Source organism: Escherichia sp. E2586 (assembly GCF_005781105.1).
Lineage (GTDB): Bacteria > Pseudomonadota > Gammaproteobacteria > Enterobacterales > Enterobacteriaceae > Escherichia.
This window is the reverse complement of sequence record NZ_VATN01000006.1, coordinates 100132-122096: the sequence shown is the minus strand read 5'-3', so window position 1 is coordinate 122096 and position 21965 is coordinate 100132. Positions and strand designations below refer to the sequence as shown.

The 21965-nt window shown below is 52.9% G+C and carries 18 protein-coding genes and 1 pseudogene; 10 read left to right on the top strand and 9 right to left on the bottom strand.

The genetic code is table 11. The features are described 5' to 3' along the window. The first annotated feature begins 42 nt into the window (after positions 1-42). Both FEK50_RS05735 and pbpG read left to right on the top strand, forming a co-directional pair. Complete coding sequence (locus FEK50_RS05735; protein WP_001295454.1) at positions 43-630, top strand: Yip1 family protein; 588 nt, start codon at positions 43-45, stop codon at positions 628-630. Between the two features lie 173 nt (positions 631-803). Then, a complete protein-coding gene (gene pbpG / locus FEK50_RS05730) occupies positions 804-1736 on the top strand; it encodes a D-alanyl-D-alanine endopeptidase (RefSeq protein WP_130207042.1) in 933 nt (310 codons plus the stop codon). Between the two features lie 98 nt (positions 1737-1834). Here pbpG and dld read toward each other — a convergent pair whose 3' ends face one another. Beyond that, on the bottom strand, positions 1835-3550 hold the full coding sequence (gene dld, locus FEK50_RS05725; protein WP_131162578.1) for a D-lactate dehydrogenase: 1716 nt from the start codon (positions 3548-3550) through the stop codon (positions 1835-1837). Between the two features lie 195 nt (positions 3551-3745). Here dld and bglX point away from each other — a divergent pair, with 195 nt between their 5' ends. From bglX to yehW, 5 genes are all read left to right on the top strand, one after another. Next, on the top strand, positions 3746-6043 hold the full coding sequence (gene bglX, locus FEK50_RS05720) for a beta-glucosidase BglX (RefSeq protein WP_131162577.1): 2298 nt from the start codon (positions 3746-3748) through the stop codon (positions 6041-6043). Between the two features lie 258 nt (positions 6044-6301). Further along, positions 6302-7219, top strand: a complete 918-nt coding sequence (gene osmF / locus FEK50_RS05715) for a glycine betaine ABC transporter substrate-binding protein OsmF (RefSeq protein ID WP_130207036.1) — start codon at positions 6302-6304, stop codon at positions 7217-7219. Positions 7220-7225: 6 nt separating this feature from the next. Continuing rightward, a complete protein-coding gene (gene yehY, locus FEK50_RS05710; RefSeq protein WP_131161444.1) occupies positions 7226-8383 on the top strand; it encodes a glycine betaine ABC transporter permease YehY in 1158 nt (385 codons plus the stop codon). After that, entirely contained in the window at positions 8376-9302 is a 927-nt protein-coding gene (gene yehX / locus FEK50_RS05705) for a glycine betaine ABC transporter ATP binding protein YehX (protein ID WP_131161443.1), read from the top strand. Before yehY ends, yehX begins: the two co-directional genes overlap by 8 nt. A 4-nt stretch (positions 9303-9306) precedes the next feature. Further along, positions 9307-10038 carry a glycine betaine ABC transporter permease YehW gene (gene yehW / locus FEK50_RS05700; protein ID WP_131161442.1) on the top strand — a complete coding sequence of 244 codons (732 nt, stop codon included), beginning with the start codon at positions 9307-9309 and terminating at the stop codon, positions 10036-10038. On the opposite strand, the gene FEK50_RS05695 is transcribed toward yehW, so the two are convergent. Further along, positions 10019-10126 (bottom strand): protein YohO, encoded by a 108-nt coding sequence (locus tag FEK50_RS05695; RefSeq protein ID WP_001216963.1) that lies wholly within the window; start codon positions 10124-10126, stop codon positions 10019-10021. The genes yehW and FEK50_RS05695 overlap by 20 nt on opposite strands. A gap of 59 nt (positions 10127-10185) precedes the next feature. After that, the gene (mlrA, locus tag FEK50_RS05690; RefSeq protein ID WP_130207028.1) at positions 10186-10917 is read right to left on the bottom strand and encodes an HTH-type transcriptional regulator MlrA; all 732 of its coding nucleotides are present in this window, start codon (positions 10915-10917) and stop codon (positions 10186-10188) included. A 221-nt stretch (positions 10918-11138) separates the two neighbouring features. On the opposite strand from mlrA, the gene btsS reads away from it, so the two are divergent. Genes btsS through FEK50_RS05675 form a run of 3 tightly spaced genes read left to right on the top strand, consistent with a single transcriptional unit; the run spans position 11139 to position 14057 of the window. Then, positions 11139-12824 (top strand): two-component regulatory system sensor histidine kinase BtsS, encoded by a 1686-nt coding sequence (btsS, locus tag FEK50_RS05685; protein WP_130261142.1) that lies wholly within the window; start codon positions 11139-11141, stop codon positions 12822-12824. Continuing rightward, positions 12821-13540 (top strand): two-component system response regulator BtsR, encoded by a 720-nt coding sequence (gene btsR / locus FEK50_RS05680; RefSeq protein ID WP_130207024.1) that lies wholly within the window; start codon positions 12821-12823, stop codon positions 13538-13540. The genes btsS and btsR overlap by 4 nt, the downstream gene beginning before the upstream one ends. Before the next feature lie 46 nt (positions 13541-13586). Continuing rightward, positions 13587-14057, top strand: a complete 471-nt coding sequence (locus tag FEK50_RS05675) for a DUF1456 family protein (protein WP_130257535.1) — start codon at positions 13587-13589, stop codon at positions 14055-14057. 42 nt (positions 14058-14099) lie between these two features. Here FEK50_RS05675 and FEK50_RS05670 read toward each other — a convergent pair whose 3' ends face one another. From FEK50_RS05670 to FEK50_RS24445, 6 genes and pseudogenes are all read right to left on the bottom strand, one after another. Continuing rightward, positions 14100-14561 carry a YehR family lipoprotein gene (locus FEK50_RS05670; protein ID WP_130207020.1) on the bottom strand — a complete coding sequence of 154 codons (462 nt, stop codon included), beginning with the start codon at positions 14559-14561 and terminating at the stop codon, positions 14100-14102. A gap of 133 nt (positions 14562-14694) precedes the next feature. Continuing rightward, positions 14695-16686, bottom strand: a complete 1992-nt coding sequence (locus FEK50_RS05665; protein ID WP_131161441.1) for an SWIM zinc finger family protein — start codon at positions 16684-16686, stop codon at positions 14695-14697. Then, the gene (locus tag FEK50_RS05660) at positions 16683-17819 is read right to left on the bottom strand and encodes a VWA domain-containing protein (protein WP_131161440.1); all 1137 of its coding nucleotides are present in this window, start codon (positions 17817-17819) and stop codon (positions 16683-16685) included. Before FEK50_RS05660 ends, FEK50_RS05665 begins: the two co-directional genes overlap by 4 nt. Next, on the bottom strand, positions 17812-20091 hold the full coding sequence (locus FEK50_RS05655; RefSeq protein ID WP_131161439.1) for a DUF5682 family protein: 2280 nt from the start codon (positions 20089-20091) through the stop codon (positions 17812-17814). Before FEK50_RS05655 ends, FEK50_RS05660 begins: the two co-directional genes overlap by 8 nt. A 10-nt stretch (positions 20092-20101) precedes the next feature. Then, a complete protein-coding gene (locus tag FEK50_RS05650) occupies positions 20102-21190 on the bottom strand; it encodes a MoxR family ATPase (RefSeq protein ID WP_001313986.1) in 1089 nt (362 codons plus the stop codon). Positions 21191-21730: 540 nt separating this feature from the next. After that, a pseudogene (locus FEK50_RS24445) lies at positions 21731-21802 on the bottom strand (hypothetical protein); the annotation flags it as partial. Between the last annotated feature and the right edge of the window lie 163 nt (positions 21803-21965).

Below are 21965 nucleotides of genomic sequence, written 5' to 3'. Positions count from 1 at the left end.
ACTTGAACTGTCAGGTTCATGAACTCACAACAAGGGGGCGGTATGAGCCATGTCTGGGGACTGTTTTCCCATCCCGATCGTGAAATGCAGGTAATTAATCGTGAAAACGAAACGATTTCTCACCACTACACCCACCACGTTTTGCTGATGGCGGCGATTCCGGTGATTTGCGCCTTCATTGGCACCACGCAAATCGGCTGGAATTTTGGCGATGGCACTATCCTGAAGTTATCCTGGTTTACCGGACTGGCGTTGGCTGTCTTGTTTTATGGCGTGATGCTGGCTGGGGTCGCGGTGATGGGGCGGGTCATTTGGTGGATGGCGCGCAATTACCCACAGCGCCCGTCGCTTGCGCACTGTATGGTCTTCGCGGGATACGTCGCGACGCCGCTGTTTCTAAGCGGTCTGGTAGCGCTTTACCCGCTGGTCTGGCTGTGTGCTCTGGTCGGCACGGTGGCGCTGTTTTACACGGGGTATCTGCTTTATCTCGGTATTCCAAGCTTCCTGAATATTAACAAAGAGGAAGGTCTTAGCTTCTCCAGTTCGACACTGGCGATTGGTGTGCTGGTACTGGAAGTCCTGCTCGCCCTTACCGTCATACTCTGGGGGTACGGTTATCGTCTGTTCTAGAAAGTTCTTTTGCGTTGCATTGCTGGCGTAAATGTCAGCAATGCAGCATTTCCTCACGATTCTCCTTTGACGACCGCACTTTTTGCTCGTTATGATGGCTTCGCTAGCCTCAGTAAATCCTTACTCCGGCGGTGCGCAACCCGTGCGCGTGAACCACTATTTGAATGCTCATCATGCCGAAATTTCGAGTTTCTTTATTTAGCCTGGCCCTGATGCTGGCTGTGCCTTTTGCACCGCAGGCCGCTGCGAAAACGGCAGCCGCTACCACTGCTTCGCAGCCGGAAATTGCTTCCGGTAGCGCGATGATTGTTGATCTTAATACCAACAAAGTGATCTATTCGAACCACCCGGATCTGGTGCGTCCGATTGCCTCAATCACCAAATTAATGACTGCGATGGTTGTGCTGGATGCACGACTGCCGCTGGATGAGAAACTAAAAGTAGACATCAGCCAGACGCCGGAGATGAAAGGGGTCTATTCGCGCGTACGACTGAACAGTGAAATCAGCCGTAAAGATATGCTGCTGCTGGCGTTGATGTCTTCGGAAAACCGCGCGGCGGCGAGCCTGGCACATCATTATCCTGGCGGTTATAACGCATTTATTAAAGCAATGAATGCGAAAGCAAAAGCTCTCGGGATGAATAACACGCGCTTCGTTGAACCGACCGGGCTATCAGTGCATAACGTTTCGACTGCCCGTGATCTGACCAAATTGTTGATTGCCACCAAACAATATCCGTTGATCGGTCAGTTAAGTACCACCCGTGAAGATATGGCGACCTTCTCTAATCCGTCGTATACGCTGCCATTCCGCAATACTAACCATCTGGTGTATCGCGATAACTGGAATATCCAGCTAACCAAAACCGGCTTTACCAATGCCGCAGGGCATTGCCTGGTGATGCGCACGGTTTTCAATAATAAACCAGTGGCGCTGGTGGTGATGGATGCGTTTGGCAAATATACCCATTTTGCCGATGCCAGCCGCCTGCGTACATGGATTGAAACCGGCAAAGTGATGCCCGTTCCGGCAGCGGCATTGAGTTATAAAAAACAAAAGGCCGCCCAGATGGCGGCGGCAGGGCAGACGGCACAGAACGATTAAGTTTGCTTGCCCGTAGGCCGGAGAAGGCGTTCACGCCGCATCCGGCATTCGTTGTCCGTGCCTGATGCGATGCTTGCGTATCAGGCATCCAGCCGTATTTACTCCACTTCTTGCCAGTTTTTCCGCTTACTGGTTTTACCGATCCCTGGATTCATACTGTTAGTTGGATCGTTTTCACGATAAAACTTTTGCAGTGTCTCCGGTGCTTTATACAAATGACCGACGTTATGCTCGGCAGGATATTGCGCGCCGCGCTGGCGTAACAATTCCAGCATCTGCTCCTTCAGCGCATGCACATCCACGCCTTTCTTAACGATGTAATCCTGGTGGAAGACGTAGCACATAAAATGCCCGTAATAGAGCTTATGCACCAGCTGGCTGTCGATTTCCGGCGGCAGATGTTCATACCACTCGGTGTCATTACGCCGCAGAGCAATATCCAGCGCCAGAATGTCTTCGACTTCATCGGAATGCACGGCCTGATAACGTATCGCTGCGCCTGCCGCCGCGAAACGGTGTAAAAACGCTTTACTGCCTTCTTCCGGCGTACAGACAAAGAAATCGCCTTCGGCCTGTTTGAAAAAATCTACCAGCCAGGATTTTGCTTCGCCCACGCCATCCCCCGCCATTTTTAACAGCAGATGATGTTCATATTTATCGCGCCAGCTTTTCATGCGCGGTGGCAAATGACTGGGGAACAAATGACTGAATTTCTGCATTGCGAGATCGGTAAAGTGTGGGCGGAAGAACTTCACCTTCTCCAGCATCGCATCGGTACGTCCCTTGAGATTAAAGAATAACGGCATCTTGTCGGTGCCTAGTTTGTCGATCATCAGGAAGGTGTCTTTGCCGTATTTTTCCGCGATATCGTAGATATCCCGGTGCATGTATTCCCCGGCAACCGGCAGATTTTCGAAATTAGCCAGAATATGGCGGCGGATTTCGGTCAGCACGTCCGGCTGGTTGGTGCCGATATAAAACACCTGCTGATTTTTTTCCGCTTCAAAGGTGTCGAGACGCACGGCGAAGACGGCCAGTTTTCCGGCGCAACCGGAGGATTCAAACAGGCGATCCGGATCGGCGTTATAACGTGCAGGTGTGTCGGCTTCGATATCACGCACGCGATGAACATAGTCATAATCGTGGGCGTGGCGACCATCGTGGTGCACATCATCCTCTTTGATGCGATCGTCATCCAGCCTGCTGAGGATCTGCTCCGGCGTTTCGCCCAGATCAATCCCCAGATGGTTGACCAGCGTCAGTTTGCCGTTTTCATCAATGCGTGCAAACAACGACATTTCGGTATACGCCGGACCACGCTGCACCAGTGAGCCGCCGGAGTTGTTACAGATACCGCCGATGACCGATGCGCCTATACACGACGAACCAATCACCGAGTGCGGTTCACGGCCTAATGGTTTGAGGGCTTTTTCCAGCGAATAGAGCGTAGTGCCAGGATACGCCAGCACCTGTTCGCCCTTACCGAGAACATGCAGCTTGTCGAGGCGCAGGGTGCTGATGATCACGATATCGCGATCATAATCGTTACCATTTGGTGTCGAGCCTTCGGTCAGACCCGTATTGGCGGCCTGCATCAGAATAATTTTGTCGGCGGTGACGCAGGCTTTCAGTACTCGCCACAATTCCAGTAGCGAGCCTGGAAGAACAACGGCCAGCGCGTCACCCTGACCGGAGCGGAAGCCCTTGCGATAGCGGGCCGTTTTTGCGGGATCGGTGAGCAGGTATGAAGAACCGACCAGACGGGCAAGTTCATTCAAAAAGGTTTTATTATCAGTTGTTGTCATGGAAGACATTTTCCACTCCTTGTGGTGGCGAAAAAACATCACAAACTAGAATAGCGCCTTGTATGACAATTCAGCGAGTGAATATTTTGAAAATTCAGACAATAAACTGAGCTTTCTTTTTCTCTCTCTATCAGGGTTATGGCAAACTACCGCTTTTGCACCATTTTCGCTGCCACGTCGGGCAACAGAGGAAGAATAATCCACATGAAATGGCTATGTTCAGTAGGTATCGCGGTGAGTCTGGCCCTACAGCCAGCACTGGCGGATGATTTATTCGGCAACCATCCATTAACGCCCGAAGCGCGGGATGCGTTCGTCACCGAGCTGCTCAAGAAAATGACGGTCGATGAGAAAATTGGTCAGCTGCGTTTAATCAGCGTTGGTCCGGATAACCCGAAAGAGGCGATCCGCGAGATGATCAAAGACGGGCAGGTTGGGGCGATTTTCAACACCGTAACCCGTCAGGATATCCGCGCCATGCAGGATCAAGTGATGGAACTGAGCCGCCTGAAAATTCCTCTCTTCTTTGCCTACGACGTGCTGCACGGTCAGCGCACCGTCTTCCCGATTAGCCTCGGTCTTGCGTCCTCTTTTAACCTCGACGCAGTGAAAACCGTCGGGCGCGTTTCAGCTTATGAAGCTGCGGACGATGGCCTGAACATGACCTGGGCGCCGATGGTCGATGTCTCGCGCGATCCTCGCTGGGGTCGCGCTTCCGAAGGTTTTGGTGAAGATACCTATCTCACCTCAATTATGGGTAAAACCATGGTTGAAGCGATGCAGGGTAAAAGCCCGGCAGATCGCTACTCGGTGATGACCAGCGTCAAACACTTTGCTGCTTACGGTGCGGTTGAAGGCGGTAAAGAGTACAACACCGTCGATATGAGCCCGCAGCGCCTGTTTAATGACTATATGCCGCCGTACAAAGCGGGGCTGGACGCAGGCAGCGGCGCGGTGATGGTGGCGCTGAACTCACTCAACGGCACGCCTGCAACTTCTGATTCCTGGCTGCTGAAAGATGTTCTGCGCGACCAGTGGGGTTTTAAAGGCATCACGGTTTCCGATCACGGTGCAATCAAAGAGCTGATTAAACATGGCACGGCGGCAGACCCGGAAGATGCGGTGCGCGTGGCGCTTAAGTCCGGGATCAACATGAGCATGAGTGACGAGTATTACTCGAAGTATCTGCCTGGTTTGATCAAGTCTGGCAAAGTGACCATGGAAGAGCTGGACGACGCTGCCCGCCATGTACTGAACGTTAAATATGATATGGGGTTATTTAACGACCCATACAGCCATCTTGGTCCGAAAGAGTCTGACCCGGTTGATACCAATGCCGAAAGCCGCCTGCACCGCAAAGAAGCACGTGAAGTGGCGCGCGAAAGCCTGGTGTTGCTGAAAAACCGCCTTGAAACCCTGCCGCTGAAAAAGTCGGCAACCATTGCGGTGGTTGGTCCACTGGCGGACAGCAAACGTGACGTGATGGGCAGCTGGTCCGCAGCTGGTGTTGCCGATCAATCCGTGACTGTACTGACCGGGATTAAAAATGCCGTCGGGGAAAACGGCAAGGTGCTGTATGCCAAAGGGGCGAACGTCACCAGTGACAAAGGTATTATCGATTTCCTGAATCAGTATGAAGAAGCAGTCAAAGTCGATCCGCGCTCGCCGCAAGAGATGATTGATGAAGCGGTGCAGGCCGCGAAACAATCTGATGTGGTAGTGGCTGTGGTCGGTGAAGCCCAGGGGATGGCGCACGAAGCCTCCAGCCGGACCGATATCACTATTCCGCAAAGCCAGCGCGATTTGATTGCGGCGCTGAAAGCCACCGGAAAACCGCTGGTGCTGGTGCTGATGAACGGTCGCCCGCTGGCGTTGGTGAAAGAAGATCAGCAGGCCGACGCGATTCTGGAAACCTGGTTTGCGGGTACGGAAGGGGGTAATGCGATTGCCGATGTGTTGTTTGGTGATTACAACCCGTCCGGTAAGCTGCCGATGTCCTTCCCGCGTTCTGTCGGGCAGATCCCGGTTTACTACAGCCATCTGAATACCGGTCGTCCGTATAATGCCGACAAGCCGAACAAATACACTTCGCGCTATTTTGACGAAGCTAACGGGGCGCTTTATCCGTTCGGCTATGGTCTGAGCTACACCACTTTCACCGTCTCTGATGTGAAACTTTCTGCGCCGACCATGAAGCGTGACGGTAAAGTGACCGCCAGCGTGCAGGTGACGAACACCGGTAAGCGCGAAGGGGCAACGGTGATTCAGATGTACCTGCAGGATGTAACGGCTTCCATGAGTCGTCCGGTGAAGCAGCTGAAAGGTTTTGAGAAAATCACCCTGAAACCGGGCGAAACTCAGACCGTCAGCTTCCCAATCGATATTGAGGCGCTGAAGTTCTGGAATCAGCAGATGAAGTATGATGCCGAGCCTGGTAAGTTCAATGTCTTTATCGGCACTGATTCCGCACGCGTTAAGAAAGGCGAGTTTGAGTTGCTGTAATGCTTTAGTAAGGGCGCGAAATTTGCGCCCTTTGCCTGATGCGCTGCGCTTATCAGGCCTACAGGGTGTGTTTGCAACTTGTTTAATTTTCACCCTTTGTAGCGCCGCATCCGGCAAGATACACTGGGCAAGATATGCCCTTTAAGTATTTATCTGATTCTGCAACTGAATCCGCCCTGTCAGGCTAACCCCGCTATTATCAACTATGCTTTTCTCTTAATTCGCTGAAAACAACAGTAAAAGAATGAGGAAAGCATCATGCCACTCTCAAAGCTCTGGGCGGGTTCACTGGTTATGTTGGCAGCTGTGAGCCTGCCGCTACAGGCGGCTTCCCCCGTTAAAGTCGGTTCGAAAATCGATACTGAAGGCGCACTACTCGGCAACATCATCTTGCAGGTACTCGAAAGCCACGGCGTACCGACGGTGAATAAAGTCCAGTTGGGAACGACACCCGTGGTGCGCGGGGCAATTACTTCCGGCGAACTGGATATCTATCCGGAATATACCGGCAATGGTGCTTTCTTCTTTAAAGATGAAAACGATGCAGCGTGGAAAAATGCCGGGCAGGGCTACGAGAAAGTCAAAAAGCTCGATGCGGAGCAAAACAAGTTAATCTGGCTGACGCCCGCACCTGCGAATAACACCTGGACCATCGCCGTGCGCCAGGATGTGGCAGAGAAAAACAAACTCACTTCGCTTGCCGACCTGAGCCGTTATCTGAAAGAGGGCGGCACCTTCAAACTGGCAGCCTCGGCAGAGTTTATCGAACGCGCCGATGCGTTACCCGCTTTTGAAAAAGCCTATGGCTTTAAACTCGATCAGGATCAGTTGCTGTCACTGGCCGGTGGCGACACGGCGGTGACGATCAAAGCCGCTGCCCAGCAAACCTCTGGCGTTAATGCGGCGATGGCTTACGGCACTGACGGCCCGGTCGCGGCGCTGGGGCTGCAAACCTTAAGCGATCCGCAGGGTGTTCAACCGATCTACGCGCCTGCACCAGTGGTGCGTGAGTCGGTGTTGAAAGAGTATCCGCAAATGGCACAGTGGCTACAGCCAGTCTTCGCCAGCCTCGATGAAAAAACGTTACAAAAACTGAATGCCAGCATTGCCGTTGAAGGACTGGATGCCAAAAAAGTGGCTGCCGACTATCTGAAACAAAAAGGGTGGACGAAGTAATTTCCCGTGTCTTATCTACGTATTAATCCTGTTCTGGCGCTGCTGCTGTTGCTGACGGCAATCGCAGCGGCGCTGCCGTTTATCAGCTATGCACCTAACAGGTTAGTCTCTGGTGAGGGACGTTATCTCTGGCAACTGTGGCCACAAACGATCTGGATGCTGGTGGGCGTTGGTTGCGCCTGGCTGACTGCCTGTTTTATTCCCGGTAGAAAAGGCAGCATTTTTGCACTCATTCTGGCGCAATTCGTCTTCGTATTGCTGGTGTGGGGAGCTGGAAAGGCGGCGACACAACTGGCGCAAAATGGCAGTGCGCTGGCGCGTACCAGCCTCGGCAGTGGTTTCTGGCTGGCTGCGGCGCTGGCATTGCTGGCCTGTAGCGATGCCATCCGCCGAATCTCCACGCATCCGCTGTGGCGCTGGTTGTTGCATATGCAGATTGCCATCATTCCGCTGTGGTTGCTGTACTCCGGCGCGCTTAACGATCTCTCGCTAATGAAAGAATACGCCAACCGTCAGGATGTGTTTGACGACGCGCTGACACAACATCTGATGTTGCTGTTTGGTGCGGTGCTGCCTGCGTTAGTGATTGGCGTGCCGCTGGGCGTCTGGTGCTACTTTTCCACTGCGCGGCAGGGAGCGATTTTTTCTCTGCTCAATGTCATTCAGACCGTGCCTTCGGTGGCGCTTTTTGGCCTGTTGATTGCGCCGCTTGCCGCGCTGGTTACTGCCTTTCCGTTGCTGGGTACGCTTGGTGTGGCAGGAACAGGCATGACGCCAGCACTGATAGCGCTGGTGCTCTATGCTTTGCTGCCTCTGGTGCGCGGCGTGGTAGTCGGCTTGAACCAGATCCCGCGTGATGTGCTGGAGAGCGCCACAGCGATGGGTATGAGCGGGGCGCAGCGTTTCCTGCATGTCCAGTTACCGCTGGCGCTGCCAGTATTTCTGCGCAGCCTGCGGGTGGTGATGGTGCAGACCGTCGGTATGGCGGTGATTGCGGCGTTAATTGGTGCGGGTGGCTTTGGGGCGTTGGTTTTCCAGGGGCTGCTAAGCAGTGCCATTGATTTAGTGTTGCTGGGGGTGATCCCGGTAATTGTTCTGGCGGTGCTGATCGACGCGCTGTTCGATTTGCTTATCGCACTGCTGAAGGTGAAACGTAATGATTGAATTTAGCCATGTCAGCAAACTGTTCGGCGCACAAAAAGCCGTTAACGATCTCAATCTCAATTTTCAGGAAGGGAGTTTTTCGGTGCTGATCGGTACATCTGGCTCCGGTAAATCCACCACCCTGAAAATGATTAACCGCCTGGTGGAGCATGACAGCGGAGTGATCCGCTTTGCCGGAGAAGAAATTCGCTCGCTGCCAGTGATGGAGCTGCGCCGCCGGATGGGCTATGCCATTCAATCTATTGGCCTGTTTCCCCACTGGAGCGTGGAGCAAAACATCGCCACCGTGCCGCAATTACAAAAATGGTCGCGGGCGCGGATTGACGATCGTATCGACGAACTAATGGCGTTACTGGGGCTGGAACCGAATTTGCGTGAGCGTTATCCGCACCAGCTTTCCGGCGGTCAACAGCAACGTGTGGGGGTGGCGCGCGCGTTGGCTGCCGATCCGCAAGTCTTACTGATGGATGAACCCTTTGGCGCGCTGGACCCGGTAACGCGCGGCGCGTTGCAACAAGAGATGACGCGCATTCACCGTTTGCTGGGGCGCACCATTGTGCTGGTCACTCATGATATTGATGAAGCACTACGGCTGGCAGAACATCTGGTGTTAATGGATCACGGTGAAGTGGTACAGCAGGGCAATCCGCTGGCGATGCTGACTCGTCCGGCAAACGATTTTGTCCGCCAGTTTTTTGGGCGCAGCGAACTGGGTGTGCGTCTGTTGTCATTGCGTAGCGTAGCGGATTACGTGCGCCGCGAAGAACGGGCTGAAGGTGAGGCGCTGGCAGAAGAGATGACGCTACGCGATGCGCTCTCCCTGTTTGTTGCGCGGGGATGCGAAGTGCTGCCGGTGGTCAACACGCAGGGCCAGCCTTGCGGCACGCTGCATTTTCAGGATCTGCTGGTGGAGGCGTAAGCGTATGAAGATGTTGCGCGATCCGCTGTTCTGGCTCATTGCTCTGTTTGTGGCGCTGATCTTCTGGCTGCCTTACAGCCAGCCGCTGTTTGCTGCCTTGTTCCCACAACTGCCACGACCCGTTTATCAACAAGAAAGTTTTGCAGCTCTGGCACTGGCTCATTTCTGGTTGGTGGGAATTTCGAGTTTATTTGCGGTGATCATTGGCACTGGTGCCGGAATTGCTGTCACTCGCCCGTGGGGCGCGGAATTTCGCCCGATGGTGGAAACTATTGCCGCCGTTGGGCAGACTTTTCCGCCCGTCGCGATGCTGGCGATTGCCGTTCCGGTGATTGGGTTTGGCCAGCAACCGGCGATTATCGCGCTGATCCTTTACGGCGTGCTCCCCATCTTGCAGGCGACACTTGCCGGGCTGGGAGCGATTGATGCCAGCGTGACCGAAGTTGCCAAAGGCATGGGAATGAGCCGTAGTCAGCGACTGCGCAAAGTCGAGTTACCGCTGGCAGCGCCGGTGATTCTGGCAGGCGTGCGGACTTCAGTAATTATCAACATTGGCACGGCGACCATTGCCTCAACGGTTGGGGCCAGTACGCTGGGTACGCCCATCATCATCGGGCTTAGCGGATTTAATACCGCGTATGTGATCCAAGGGGCGTTACTGGTGGCACTGGCGGCGATCATCGTAGACCGCCTGTTTGAACGGCTGGTGCAGGCGCTTAGCCAGCACGCAAAATAAAGGTATAACCTGCGAGCATTACGCCACCGATACCGCCTAACGCCATAAACAGGAACAGGGCGATAACCCCAATTTTAGCTATGCGCATAATGCACTCCTTATGTTAACGAAAGGATTGTACAGTAAAGCGCATTTGTTAACGAATCATTAAATGCCGAGTGAGAAAATATCATGCCCTTGTTCCTGCCAACTGGTGAGTTGCTGCTGTTGGGCGGAGGTTCGATTTTCGCCGCACCACACCAGCAATGTACGGCCTTCGAACAGTTCAGGGCGTAGTTGATTGAGCGAGTGGGCGAGGACATCAATGCGCCATCCTTGTTGACTGGCAATCCAGCCCTCCAGCCACAGACGAGTGGTATCCTGAATATTCCAGCCAACCACCAGCGCATCTTTGCCCTGTTTTTTACGTGCCGAAGCCAGGCAAATGGCGATGTAGTTGATCAGTACGCCGTCCAGAATCGCCAGCAGTGCCTGGAGAGTCGGTTGTTGGCACTGAAGCCGTCGGCGCAGAGGAATGAACAGATGTGTGGTGAGCGTCTGGGCGGGATAATCCTGACCACGCTCTTTGATCCACATTCGCAGACTTTGCAGGTTGCCACTTTGCAGGTAACTAAGCAGAGTTTCTTGCTGATCGCGCCAGCCGTTCTGCACATCAACATTCTCATTACTGAGTAGCATTTTAACTTTGCTGACCTGCACACCGTTGTCGATCCAGCGTTTGATCTCCCGGATCCGGTCGATATCGGCATCGTTGAACAGGCGATGACCGCCGTCTGTGCGCTGCGGTTTTAACAGCCCATAACGCCTCTGCCACGCGCGTAACGTGACAGGGTTGATATCACAAAGCAACGCCACTTCACCAATCGTGTAAAGCGCCATCGTCCCACCCTTGCTTGCGAGGTCCCAGCATAACTGTAGACGTTCTTTTATGAACCAGGTAGTTTTGGCCGTTTTTTGATCTCGATTAGGATGATTTTGTTTTTGCCAGGTTGTTTTGAGTGATCGTACTCACGATTTTTCATTTTTCTGCAACAGTTCAAAGAAAGTTGAACGCGAGCAATGTATGTTACGCGTTTTAAAGGGACGTGTGGTTTGCGGGTATGTACGATTTTAATCTGGTGTTGCTGCTGCTTCAGCAGATGTGCGTTTTTCTGGTTATTGCGTGGTTGATGAGTAAAACGCCATTATTCATACCGTTAATGCAGGTCACAGTTCGTCTGCCGCACAAATTTCTCTGCTATATCGTCTTTTCCATCTTCTGCATCATGGGCACCTGGTTCGGGTTACACATCGACGACTCGATTGCTAATACGCGAGCGATTGGCGCGGTGATGGGCGGCTTACTCGGTGGTCCGGTAGTGGGCGGACTGGTTGGTCTGACCGGCGGTCTACATCGATATTCGATGGGGGGCATGACCGCGCTGAGTTGCATGATCTCGACGATCGTCGAAGGATTGCTCGGCGGGCTGGTACATAGCATCCTGATCCGCCGCGGGCGTACCGATAAAGTCTTTAACCCCATTACCGCTGGTGCCGTCACGTTCGTCGCGGAAATGGTGCAAATGCTGATCATCCTGGCGATTGCCCGGCCTTATGAAGATGCGGTGCGTCTGGTGAGTAATATCGCTGCGCCGATGATGGTAACCAACACCGTGGGCGCGGCGCTGTTTATGCGCATTTTGCTCGATAAGCGCGCGATGTTTGAAAAATACACCTCGGCTTTTTCCGCTACCGCGCTGAAAGTTGCGGCCTCGACGGAAGGCATTTTGCGCCAGGGCTTTAACGAAGTGAACAGCATGAAGGTGGCCCAGGTGCTGTATCAGGAGCTGGATATTGGCGCGGTAGCGATTACCGATCGCGAGAAACTGTTGGCTTTTACTGGTATTGGTGACGACCATCATTTACCCGGCAAACCGATTTCTTCGGCTTATACCTTAAAAGCCATTGAAACCGGAGAAGTGGTTTACGCCGATGGCAACGAAGTGCCCTATCGTTGCTCTTTGCATCCGCAGTGCAAGTTAGGCTCAACGCTGGTGATCCCTCTGCGTGGTGAAAATCAGCGGGTGATGGGTACCATCAAATTGTATGAAGCTAAAAATCGGCTGTTCAGCTCGATCAACCGCACGCTGGGGGAGGGGATTGCACAACTGCTTTCGGCGCAGATCCTCGCCGGGCAGTATGAGCGGCAAAAAGCGATGCTCACCCAGTCAGAGATCAAACTGCTTCACGCCCAGGTCAATCCCCATTTTTTGTTTAATGCGCTTAACACCATCAAAGCCGTGATCCGCCGTGACAGCGAACAGGCCAGTCAGCTGGTGCAGTATCTTTCCACTTTTTTCCGCAAAAACTTAAAGCGGCCTTCGGAGTTTGTTACTCTCGCCGACGAAATTGAACATGTGAATGCTTATCTGCAAATTGAAAAGGCGCGTTTCCAGTCGCGGTTGCAGGTCAATATTTCTATTCCGGAGGCGTTATCTCAGCAGCAATTGCCCGCGTTTACCCTACAACCGATAGTGGAAAACGCCATCAAACATGGGACATCACAACTCCTGGATACGGGGAGAGTGGCAATTAGCGCCCGACGTGATGGGCAACATTTAATGCTGGAGATCGAAGACAATGCCGGTTTGTATCAACCGGCAACCAATGCCAGCGGGCTGGGGATGAATCTGGTGGATAAGCGTTTACGTGAACGGTTTGGCGATGACTATGGGATAAGCGTCGCCTGTGAGCCTGATAGTTACACCCGAATAACGTTACGACTGCCATGGAGGGATGAGGCATGATTAAAGTCTTAATTGTCGATGATGAACCGTTAGCACGGGAAAACCTGCGTGTGTTTCTGCAGGAGCAGAGTGATATTGAAATTGTCGGCGAATGTTCAAACGCCGTAGAAGGGATCGGCGCGGTGCATAAACTGCGCCCGGATGTGCTGTTTCTCGATATCCAGATGCCGCGTATCAGCGGTCTGGAAATGGTGGGCATGCTTGACCCAGAACATCGCCCGTATATTGTTTTTCTCACCGCGTTTGACGAATACGCTATAAAAGCCTTTGAAGAACATGCCTTTGATTATCTATTGAAGCCGATTGATGAAGCGCGGCTGGAGAAAACACTGGTGCGTTTGCGACAGGAGCGCAGCAAGCAGGATGTTTCACTGTTACCGGAAAATCAGCAGGCGCTGAAATTTATCCCTTGTACCGGTCATAGTCGTATTTATTTGCTGCAAATGAAAGACGTGGCGTTTGTTAGTAGTCGAATGAGCGGTGTTTACGTTATCAGCCAGGAAGGGAAAGAGGGCTTCACAGAATTAACTTTGCGCACGCTGGAGAGCCGCACACCGCTACTGCGCTGCCATCGACAGTATCTGGTTAACCTCGCGCATTTACAGGAGATTCGCCTGGAAGATAACGGTCAGGCTGAGTTGATTTTGCGTAATGGATTAACCGTCCCTGTCAGCCGCCGTTATCTGAAAAGTTTAAAAGAGGCGATTGGCCTGTAAAAGACTGCTAAAATGGCTTTTTGCCTCATTAACACCCGAAGGCCTCATGCTAAGTAACGATATTCTGCGCAGCGTGCGCTACATTTTGAAAGCCAACAATAATGATCTGGTGCGTATCCTGGCGCTGGCTAATGTTGAAGCCACCGCGGAACAGATCGCCGTCTGGCTACGTAAAGAAGACGAAGAGGGTTTTCAGCGTTGTCCGGACATTGTTTTGTCTTCATTCCTGAATGGTTTGATTTACGAAAAACGCGGCAAGGATGAGTCTGCTCCGGCACTGGAGCCGGAACGTCGCATTAATAACAACATCGTGCTGAAAAAATTACGCATCGCGTTTTCGCTTAAAACCGATGACATTCTGGCGATCCTGACCGAACAGCAGTTCCGCGTTTCCATGCCGGAAATTACTGCAATGATGCGTGCACCGGATCATAAAAACTTCCGCGAATGCGGCGATCAATTCTTACGTTATTTTCTGCGTGGGCTGGCAGCGCGCCAGCATGTGAAGAAAAGCTAAGACGGGCATGGCGGCCATGTGAAGAACATGGCCGCCGACAGATTATTTCACTTCTTTAAAACCAGCAGCAGCCATGACCAGTTCAATCTGCTTCATGCTGACACCTTTGCTGGTATCTTCATCACCCATCTTGATACCGGAAATGCCCTGCAGGGCTTTCAGATCAACTTTTTCCATATCGATATTTACATTTTCCTGCGCGTAAGTATCGGTATAGGTTAATTTTTCTTCAACGCCCGGAATGTTTTTGTATTTGGCGCTTAATGGCTCAAGTTTCTTAGCTGCATCTTCTTTGGTGGTTGCACCAATGGTTGCAAACTGAATTTTGGTTTCTGAAGATTGCTTAATCACTTTGTCGCCTTTGTAGACATAAGTAATGGCAATTTCAGTACCGTTCAGGTTAGCGCTAAATTTCTTAGATTCTTCTTTGTCACCGCAGCCTGCGAGAGAGAAAACCAGAACAGATGCAACAACGAGGGAAAACAGCTTGTTGAAAGCCTTCATGTAAAACTCCATTTTATCAAAATCAGGAAACTGGTGACTCTCACCAGGGCGCTATAGAATATGCTTTATACCTTGTTTTGAGCAGTCCGGAAATGGAGTAGAACTCTTAATAAAAAGCATCTTTCCCTCCTTGTTACTCAAGCATCAGTAATAACTGCTCGCAAAGTAAAACACAGTTATTCAATGCTTCTACCCTTGAATCGCATTCCGGGTTACGCAATTGTGCCAACACATGCGCCAGCCGATAAAAACCCACTGCGGTAAGTTCATTCGCCAGCAATTCGGCCTGACCAATAGCGCTTTGTTCCTGATAGTGCCAACCGTTATGTAGCAGTTGAATGAGCAATGTCTGGCAGCGCATCAGCAACTGATGCGCGGTGGATGGCGCAGGAAGAATGTTGGCAGAAGGTAGTGCTGCAACAGGCGCAGTTTCAGCGTCCAGCGCCCAGGCGCGGGTTAGCGTCATCATTACCCGCGGCTCCAGCGTTAACTGCCCGTCGACAAAACGGACAAACCCAGAAACCAGATTCACGGGATCATCCGTCTGCTGCAAAAGCGCCGCCATGCGTTCAACCGCAAAGGGGGCGCAGGCAGAGGCTGGCAGCGATAACGTCAGCACATTATTTTCACCTTCGCCGCTAATCACCTGCGCATCCAGCGTCTGGCGGCTGCTGTCCCACCCCAGCGAAATACACTCCACCACCGGCAGAATAAATAAATTATCCACCTGATTAAGCGGCCGGACGCAGACTGGCTGGCGCAAGTGTAAGTATTCCCGCAAAGCTTCAATGCCGGGCTGGCGCAACGGCGCCCCCAGCATTTGCCAGGCATCAGGCGACAGTGGGACAACACTGCTTAAGCGGTTGCGAGTAGCTAACAGCAGCTCGCCTTCGGCACTGCGACGCGCGGCTTGTGAAACAATTTGCCCACCTGCCAGTGCGCCAGCCTGAAAACTAAACAGCCGACGTGTGGCAGCCGGTGAGTTTTCCTGTTCGCTTCTCGGCCAACTGCGCGAAAGGTGCAAAATACTGCCGGTGTCGGGATCGGTGAACCAGATGCGTAAACCATACTGCTCAATATCCTGCCAGCAACGCATACCTAGCGACACCAGCCGCAGATGATCAAGCTTTGCTTCTCCGGCAATGCCTGCGCCAACCACCGTGCGCCACGGCATGGGAGGAATTTCACCAATACTGTCGCGGCGCGCCATTTCTTGTGCACTGTTCAAGCGACTGGTTAACGCCGCCAGCTGACGCAGGCATTCTCCGGCGTGGTAGTGGCTGGCGCGGGCGTGGAAGGCATCAACGCTTGCCCGTAGCTGTCGTATTGATTCACTCACCCAGCGCCAGTTGCAGGTCTCTGCCGCCTGCAATGCGCGGTTGAATGCTGCCTCGTAATGGATGAGCGGCTGGCTGATGCCGCCAAGCCATAATGCCTGGCTTAATTGCTGAACATATTGACGACACGCGTTGCCCTCGTTGCTGGCAAATGGGTCATCATTCGCGGCAACTTGCTCGCTGCGCATCTGCCAGATCAAATGGGTAAATTCTGTTTGCTGCGCTTTGGCCTGGACAAAGGCCTGTACCGCCAGCACGACATGTTCGCAAAGTGTTCCTTCAATGCAATCACAGCGCGCGAAGCGAATACTGCTGCGGGAATAAAAACGGACGTCACTCATTGGTAAGCGAGCAGAGGGAATCTCTCCTGGCGAACAGAACAACTCAATGGTGATGCCTTTAGCGACCAGCGCCTGTGCGCGTTTACGGGTGGCATCGGGTAGGGTTGCCAGCTCTCCCAGCCAGATTGCTGGATCCCACTCTTCTTCTTTTTCCGTGGGCTGGGCGGTAGCGCAAAGTCGTTGATAACTTAACACCAGCATCACGCGATGGCGGCACATGCCGCTGGCCCCGCAGCTGCACTGAGCCTCTTTCAGTGCCTGACCGTTCGTCAGCTGGGTACGGACACCGTCACTGAAGGTGGCGATTAAAGCGCCGTTCTCATGACTGATTTCTGGAACATTGCCATTTTCCAGTTCCTTAAGGCTGCGCTTAACAAAACCGGCATTGCTTAACGCCGTCAGTGCCTGTGGTGTCAGTTCTAATAATTCCGGGCGTAGTGAATTCATGATTGAAGATTCTCCGCCAGCCAGGTAGCCAGCTCGCCCGGCGTCATCGCGGCTATTTGTGCGCCGACATTAACCAGCGCCTGGGCCATATCGCGGTCATAGCAAGGTGTTGCGGTGCTATCGAGCGCTGCCAGTCCCAGCACTTTGATGCCGCTCTGGACACACTTTTTCACCTGATGCGTCAGCAATGATGATGAACCCCCTTCATAAAAATCGCTCACGAGGATAATGATGCTTTTTGCTGGTTGTTCAATAAGTTGCCGACCATACTCCACGGCACTGGCGATATTGGTCCCACCGCCTAATTGTACTTTCATTAATAACTCTACCGGATCGGCAACGTCTGCCGTGAGATCAACCACGCTGGTGTCAAAAGCGACCAGATGGGTACGAATGCCGGGTAACTGCCATAAACAGGCCGCCATCACCGCAGAGTGGATCACCGAATCGACCATCGATCCGCTTTGATCAACCAGTAAGACCAATTGCAATTGTTCACTGTGGCGCTTAATACGGCTGTTAAAGCGGGGGGATTCGATATACAACTTGCCATGTTGCGGGTGCCAGTGTTGCAGGTTGGCGCGCAGAGTACTTTTGAAATTGAAATTACGCGCCAGTGGAATAAATGAGCGACGGCGGCGATCGCGGACACCAGAAAAAGCCTGGCGAACTTCCTTTGCCAGTCGCGCCATAATTTCTTCCACTACCTGGCGCACTATCCGGCGGGCGGCAACCAGCACTTCAGGATTCATCAGATGTTTGGTGTGCAAAACGGCGCGTAGCAGGCTTTCAGAAGGCTGCATACGTTCCAGCACGTCGAGATTCGTCACCACATCTTCAATGCCGTAGCGCAGCACGGCATCGCTTTCCAGCCGCTCAATTACCTGTTGCGGAAACAGCGTGTGAATACTGTTGATCCACTCAGGCGTGGTGAGATTTGAGCCACCTAATCCGCCGGAACGTTCACCACGCTGGATCCGTTCAGGATCGCGCCCGTACAGCCACTCCAGCGCGTGGTCTATTTGTCGGGCGTTGTCATCCAGTCCACAAAGCGTCGTTTCTGCCGCTTCGCCAAGAATCAATCGCCAGCGTTGTAGCTCACGGGTGGTCAGAAGATCGTTCAGTTCAGACATGGAAAACTCCCCAGTGTTGCAGCGATGCCAGTGCCTGCTGTTCGAGTTGTTGATGATGTGCAATGGCTTGCGGTGGGCAATGCAACGGCATTTGCAGCGCCGAAACGGGAAGTTGCGTCAGTTGATAATGCTCAAGCACCTGATGCGCCAGCGTCCCGCGTTCTCGTGGCGGCAGCCAGGCCATCGCCGCGCGTAAATCGGGCAGGGCGTTGATAAAATCGGCGTCACTTAGTTGATTTAAATGACTGCTGAACCCGGCGATAAATGCAGGCTGACAGGCCAGTTGATGGCGGGCCAGCGCCAGCAAACCGTGCAGCGCCTCGCCGGATTGTGCCGGGGATAACTGCGTCAGCATCGTCAGCGCCGCTTCGGCACTGGTGTTGGGATGTTCCAGACGCATCAGTGCGCCAAGAGCCGCGCCGCGATCCAGCGCCGGGGCATGAACCGCCTGACTGCGGCGCTCCAGTAAGGTCACCGCCGCAGAAAGAGAAACGCCGGGGAGTTGCACACCGCTATGTAGATCGCGCAGGATATGACACAACGCTTGCCAGCTATGCAGGTGAGCGTGAAACTCCTTTTCATCCGGTCTTCCGTTAGATTCACACAGCCACAGCGTGCGATCGATAGCCGCGCATAACGTCGTTTGTAATATCTGCGCGCCTTGCATACCGCTAATTTCATCCAGCCGCCATAAGGCATATAGCACTTCCAGCGCCTGGCCCATTTCGGCAAATTGATTTTCCTGGGCGATTAATAATGTGAGTTGCTCCAGTAATTGTTGACTGAAGGACGCCAGACCCGCTAACGCCGCCTGGCTAAGACATGTGGTGATACTGCCGATTCCACCCGCGTCCAGCATATCGGCTTCTAATTTATTGCGTGCGGCTTCCTGGAGTGTGGCACCAAAACAGGCGGCCTCAATCAATGCCGCATGTTGGCTAAGCGGGCGGGTTAATTTCCAGTGTTCTTCACCGTTGCCTGCGAGCGTCAGCGTACTTCCGTGCTGGCGCACAATGCCGGGAATCTCGAGTATTGCCAGCCGATGTAACACCTGACTTTGTGCCAGCCCATCGGAGGTAAAGCGATTTAAGGTAAGCTCAGTCGGAAGAGTGATTCCGGTACGTTCCAGTTCGCAGGTGACATCTTTTGGCAGAGGCGGTTGTGGCGTGGAGGGGGCAAGTTTACCGAATCCGTCACCCGCTAATATGTCTATCAACGTAACCAGAATCGGATCGGTATCGGGATGAATAACTCCGCGATAGCTCCACGGCAACGGCGCGTTCAAGGCTTCTTTAATCAGCGATCCTGCTATAGCATCCAGCCAGTCAGTGCGTAACGGTAGTGTATGACCACGCAACTGTGCCAGAGCCATCGCATGCAGATGAGCGGCAGCCATATCAGCGGTTGAAGCAGGCAAGTGGTGCTGGCGCAAACGGGTAAGAACCGTTTTTAGCAGTTGTTCTCCCGCCTGCCGCAAGCCCCACTGCCAGCACCAGTTTTGCCAGACCGGAGCAGGCAAACCGGAAAGGTATCCAGCCAGCACATCAAGGCGCTTTTCACTGTATGGCGTGAGATAGCAACCTGTAACGGCATCTGCCAGCGAGGGCAATTCTGGCTTGTTAATTTCCTGCGGACATTCTCGCCACATTTTTGCCAGTGCAGGAGCGTGCCAGCCGCCGCAGACGACTAACACGTCGCCATTGTTTTGCTGCATCGCCCATCCAATCCAGCGGGCCATAAAGGCTTCGCGCTGACGATTGAGTGCATCGCCGGGGAAGTCGCCCCGCAGTTGGGCAAAATAGCGCGCCAGTGCAGAGGGTAATGCAGTTTGCTGGCTTTCATCTTCGAACAAGTGATCCCACAGGGTGTCGCTGTTATCCATGCGGGTGGCACGCAGCAGCAAGGTCTGGCTTTCCTCTTGCGTATCAGGCGAATCGTCCTCTTCTTCACCTTGCGCCCAGCAAGGCAAATCAATGAAGTAAGTTTGTGCCTGAATACGACGTGCGGCTTGTAGCGCCTGCCACTCCGGCGAAAATTCAGCAAATGGCGTCCAGGCACCACGCCCGGGGGCCGCACCGTCCTGATACTGGCAATAACTGTAAATAGCTACCGGAAGCTGGTGGGCTAAAAACAGTTCGTCTACCCGGTCATTAAAATCAGCCGGGCCTTCAATCAACACGTATCTCGGGCGCTGGCTTTCGATTAACGATTTCACCAGCCGGGCGCAGGCCGGACTATGATGCCGGATGCCGACAATTAACGGCTCGCTCATGCATCTTTCCTCACGGCAGGCGGTGGCGAGCTTGATAATAAGCCTGCCAGTGAGCTTCTTTATGTGTGGCGACACGCTGTTCGAAGTAACGGCGCAGACGAGCGCGATCTTCTTCGTTATCTTTGACTATGGTTCCGGCAATACAGTCCACCAGGTCGGCTGGCTCCCCCGCGCGATTCGCTAAAAACCAGGCGCGGACGCCCACAGCGTGGGCCACGTTCACGGCTTCAGCGGTGGACATAATCGCTGTTAGTGTATCCATTGACGTTTTCTTTTCGCCGTTGGCACGCAAGTCGCGGAAAGTGCGTACCAGTAACTCCAGTACCGCGTCAGGCACTTTATGCGGAATACCGCTATGGGCCAGCAAACGCGCCGAAGCACTGGCGACCAGCTCCAGCTCCTGGGCGAAATCCATAATCGGAAAAACCGTTTCAAAATCGAAGCGACGCTTTAGCGCGGCACTCATTTCATTGACGCCGCGATCGCGGGTATTGGCAGTGGCAATAATATTAAAGCCTTCTCGCGCATAGAGCTGACTGGCTTCACCAGTGAGTTCCGGCACCGTCATTACCCTGTCAGAAAGCATACCTAACAGACAGTCTTGTACTTCCAGCGGTGTACGCGTTATCTCTTCAAAACGGACAATTTTGCCGTCGCGCATTCCCTGGTAAAGCGGGGCAGGGACCAGCGCTTCCGTTGACGGACCATGGTTGATAAGCAGGGCGTAGTTCCAGCCGTACTTGATTTGATCTTCGGTGGTAGATGCGCCGCCCTGGATGGTTAACCCGGCATCGCCGCTAATAGCGGTTGCCAGTAATTCAGACAGGAGAGATTTTGCGGTACCCGGTTCCCCCACCAACATCAAACCGCGTCCGGTGGCAAGAGTGACTAACATACGTTCGACAGCGGAGGGACTAATCACGACTTTACGGCTAATATTTTGCGCTTCGTCGCCAAGGATAAAAGCACGGGCTGCAGGCAAACTTAACTGCCAACCGGGCGGGCAAGGTGCGTTATCATTTTGCTTTAATTTTGCCAGTTCAACGGCGTATAACACAGCAGCAGGCGGACGCTGCAGATGATTATTCTGCGGTGACATATATTCATCCCTGAAATGTATTAATAAAATAAACGATATTTTACGCGCAATAAATGTTTGGCGCATTAGTTGTTTGAGCGGAAAATATCTGGAAAGCAGATCACAGTAAATAAAAAAAACCTGCTGGTGAGGCAGGTTCTTTTATTTACTACTTTGATGTTAAGTTACTGATAGTGCAACATGGCATCTCAACGAACGAATTATAACCACCTCTGGACCGTGTTGCAATTAAGATAATGAGATTTATAATCCTGACTGTTGGGAAGTTGCGCCGGATCGAACCAATTTCAAGTCCTGGCTACCGGACGGGTGGTGCCGCAGGTGGTGCCCTGATCCGGAGTGCAACATGGCGACTCAACATACGTAAACCAGTATCGACAGGCAGTGTAAGGGTAAGGTACTGGTGTTGCGCTCCTTAATAAGGAGAGCGGATGGACACGCTGACACAAAAGTTAACCGTGCTCATTGCCGTACTGGAGTTATTAGTGGCTCTGTTACGGTTGATTGATTTGTTGAAGTAACGGGCAAATTGAAACGCATTTAAGGGGGAATACCGTTTCCCCCTTTAATAAAGCTATACTCGTCATACTTCAAGTTGCATGTGCTGCGACTGCGGGTTATTCGGCCCATCCATGGACCTCACCCCTTACGGGGCCGCTACAAGTAGCGTTCAAATCCACTCCATGCGGATTTGTCGTTCACCCCAGTCACTTACTTTAGTAAGCTCCTGGGGATTCACTCGCTTATCGCCTTCCTGCAACTCGAATTATTTAGA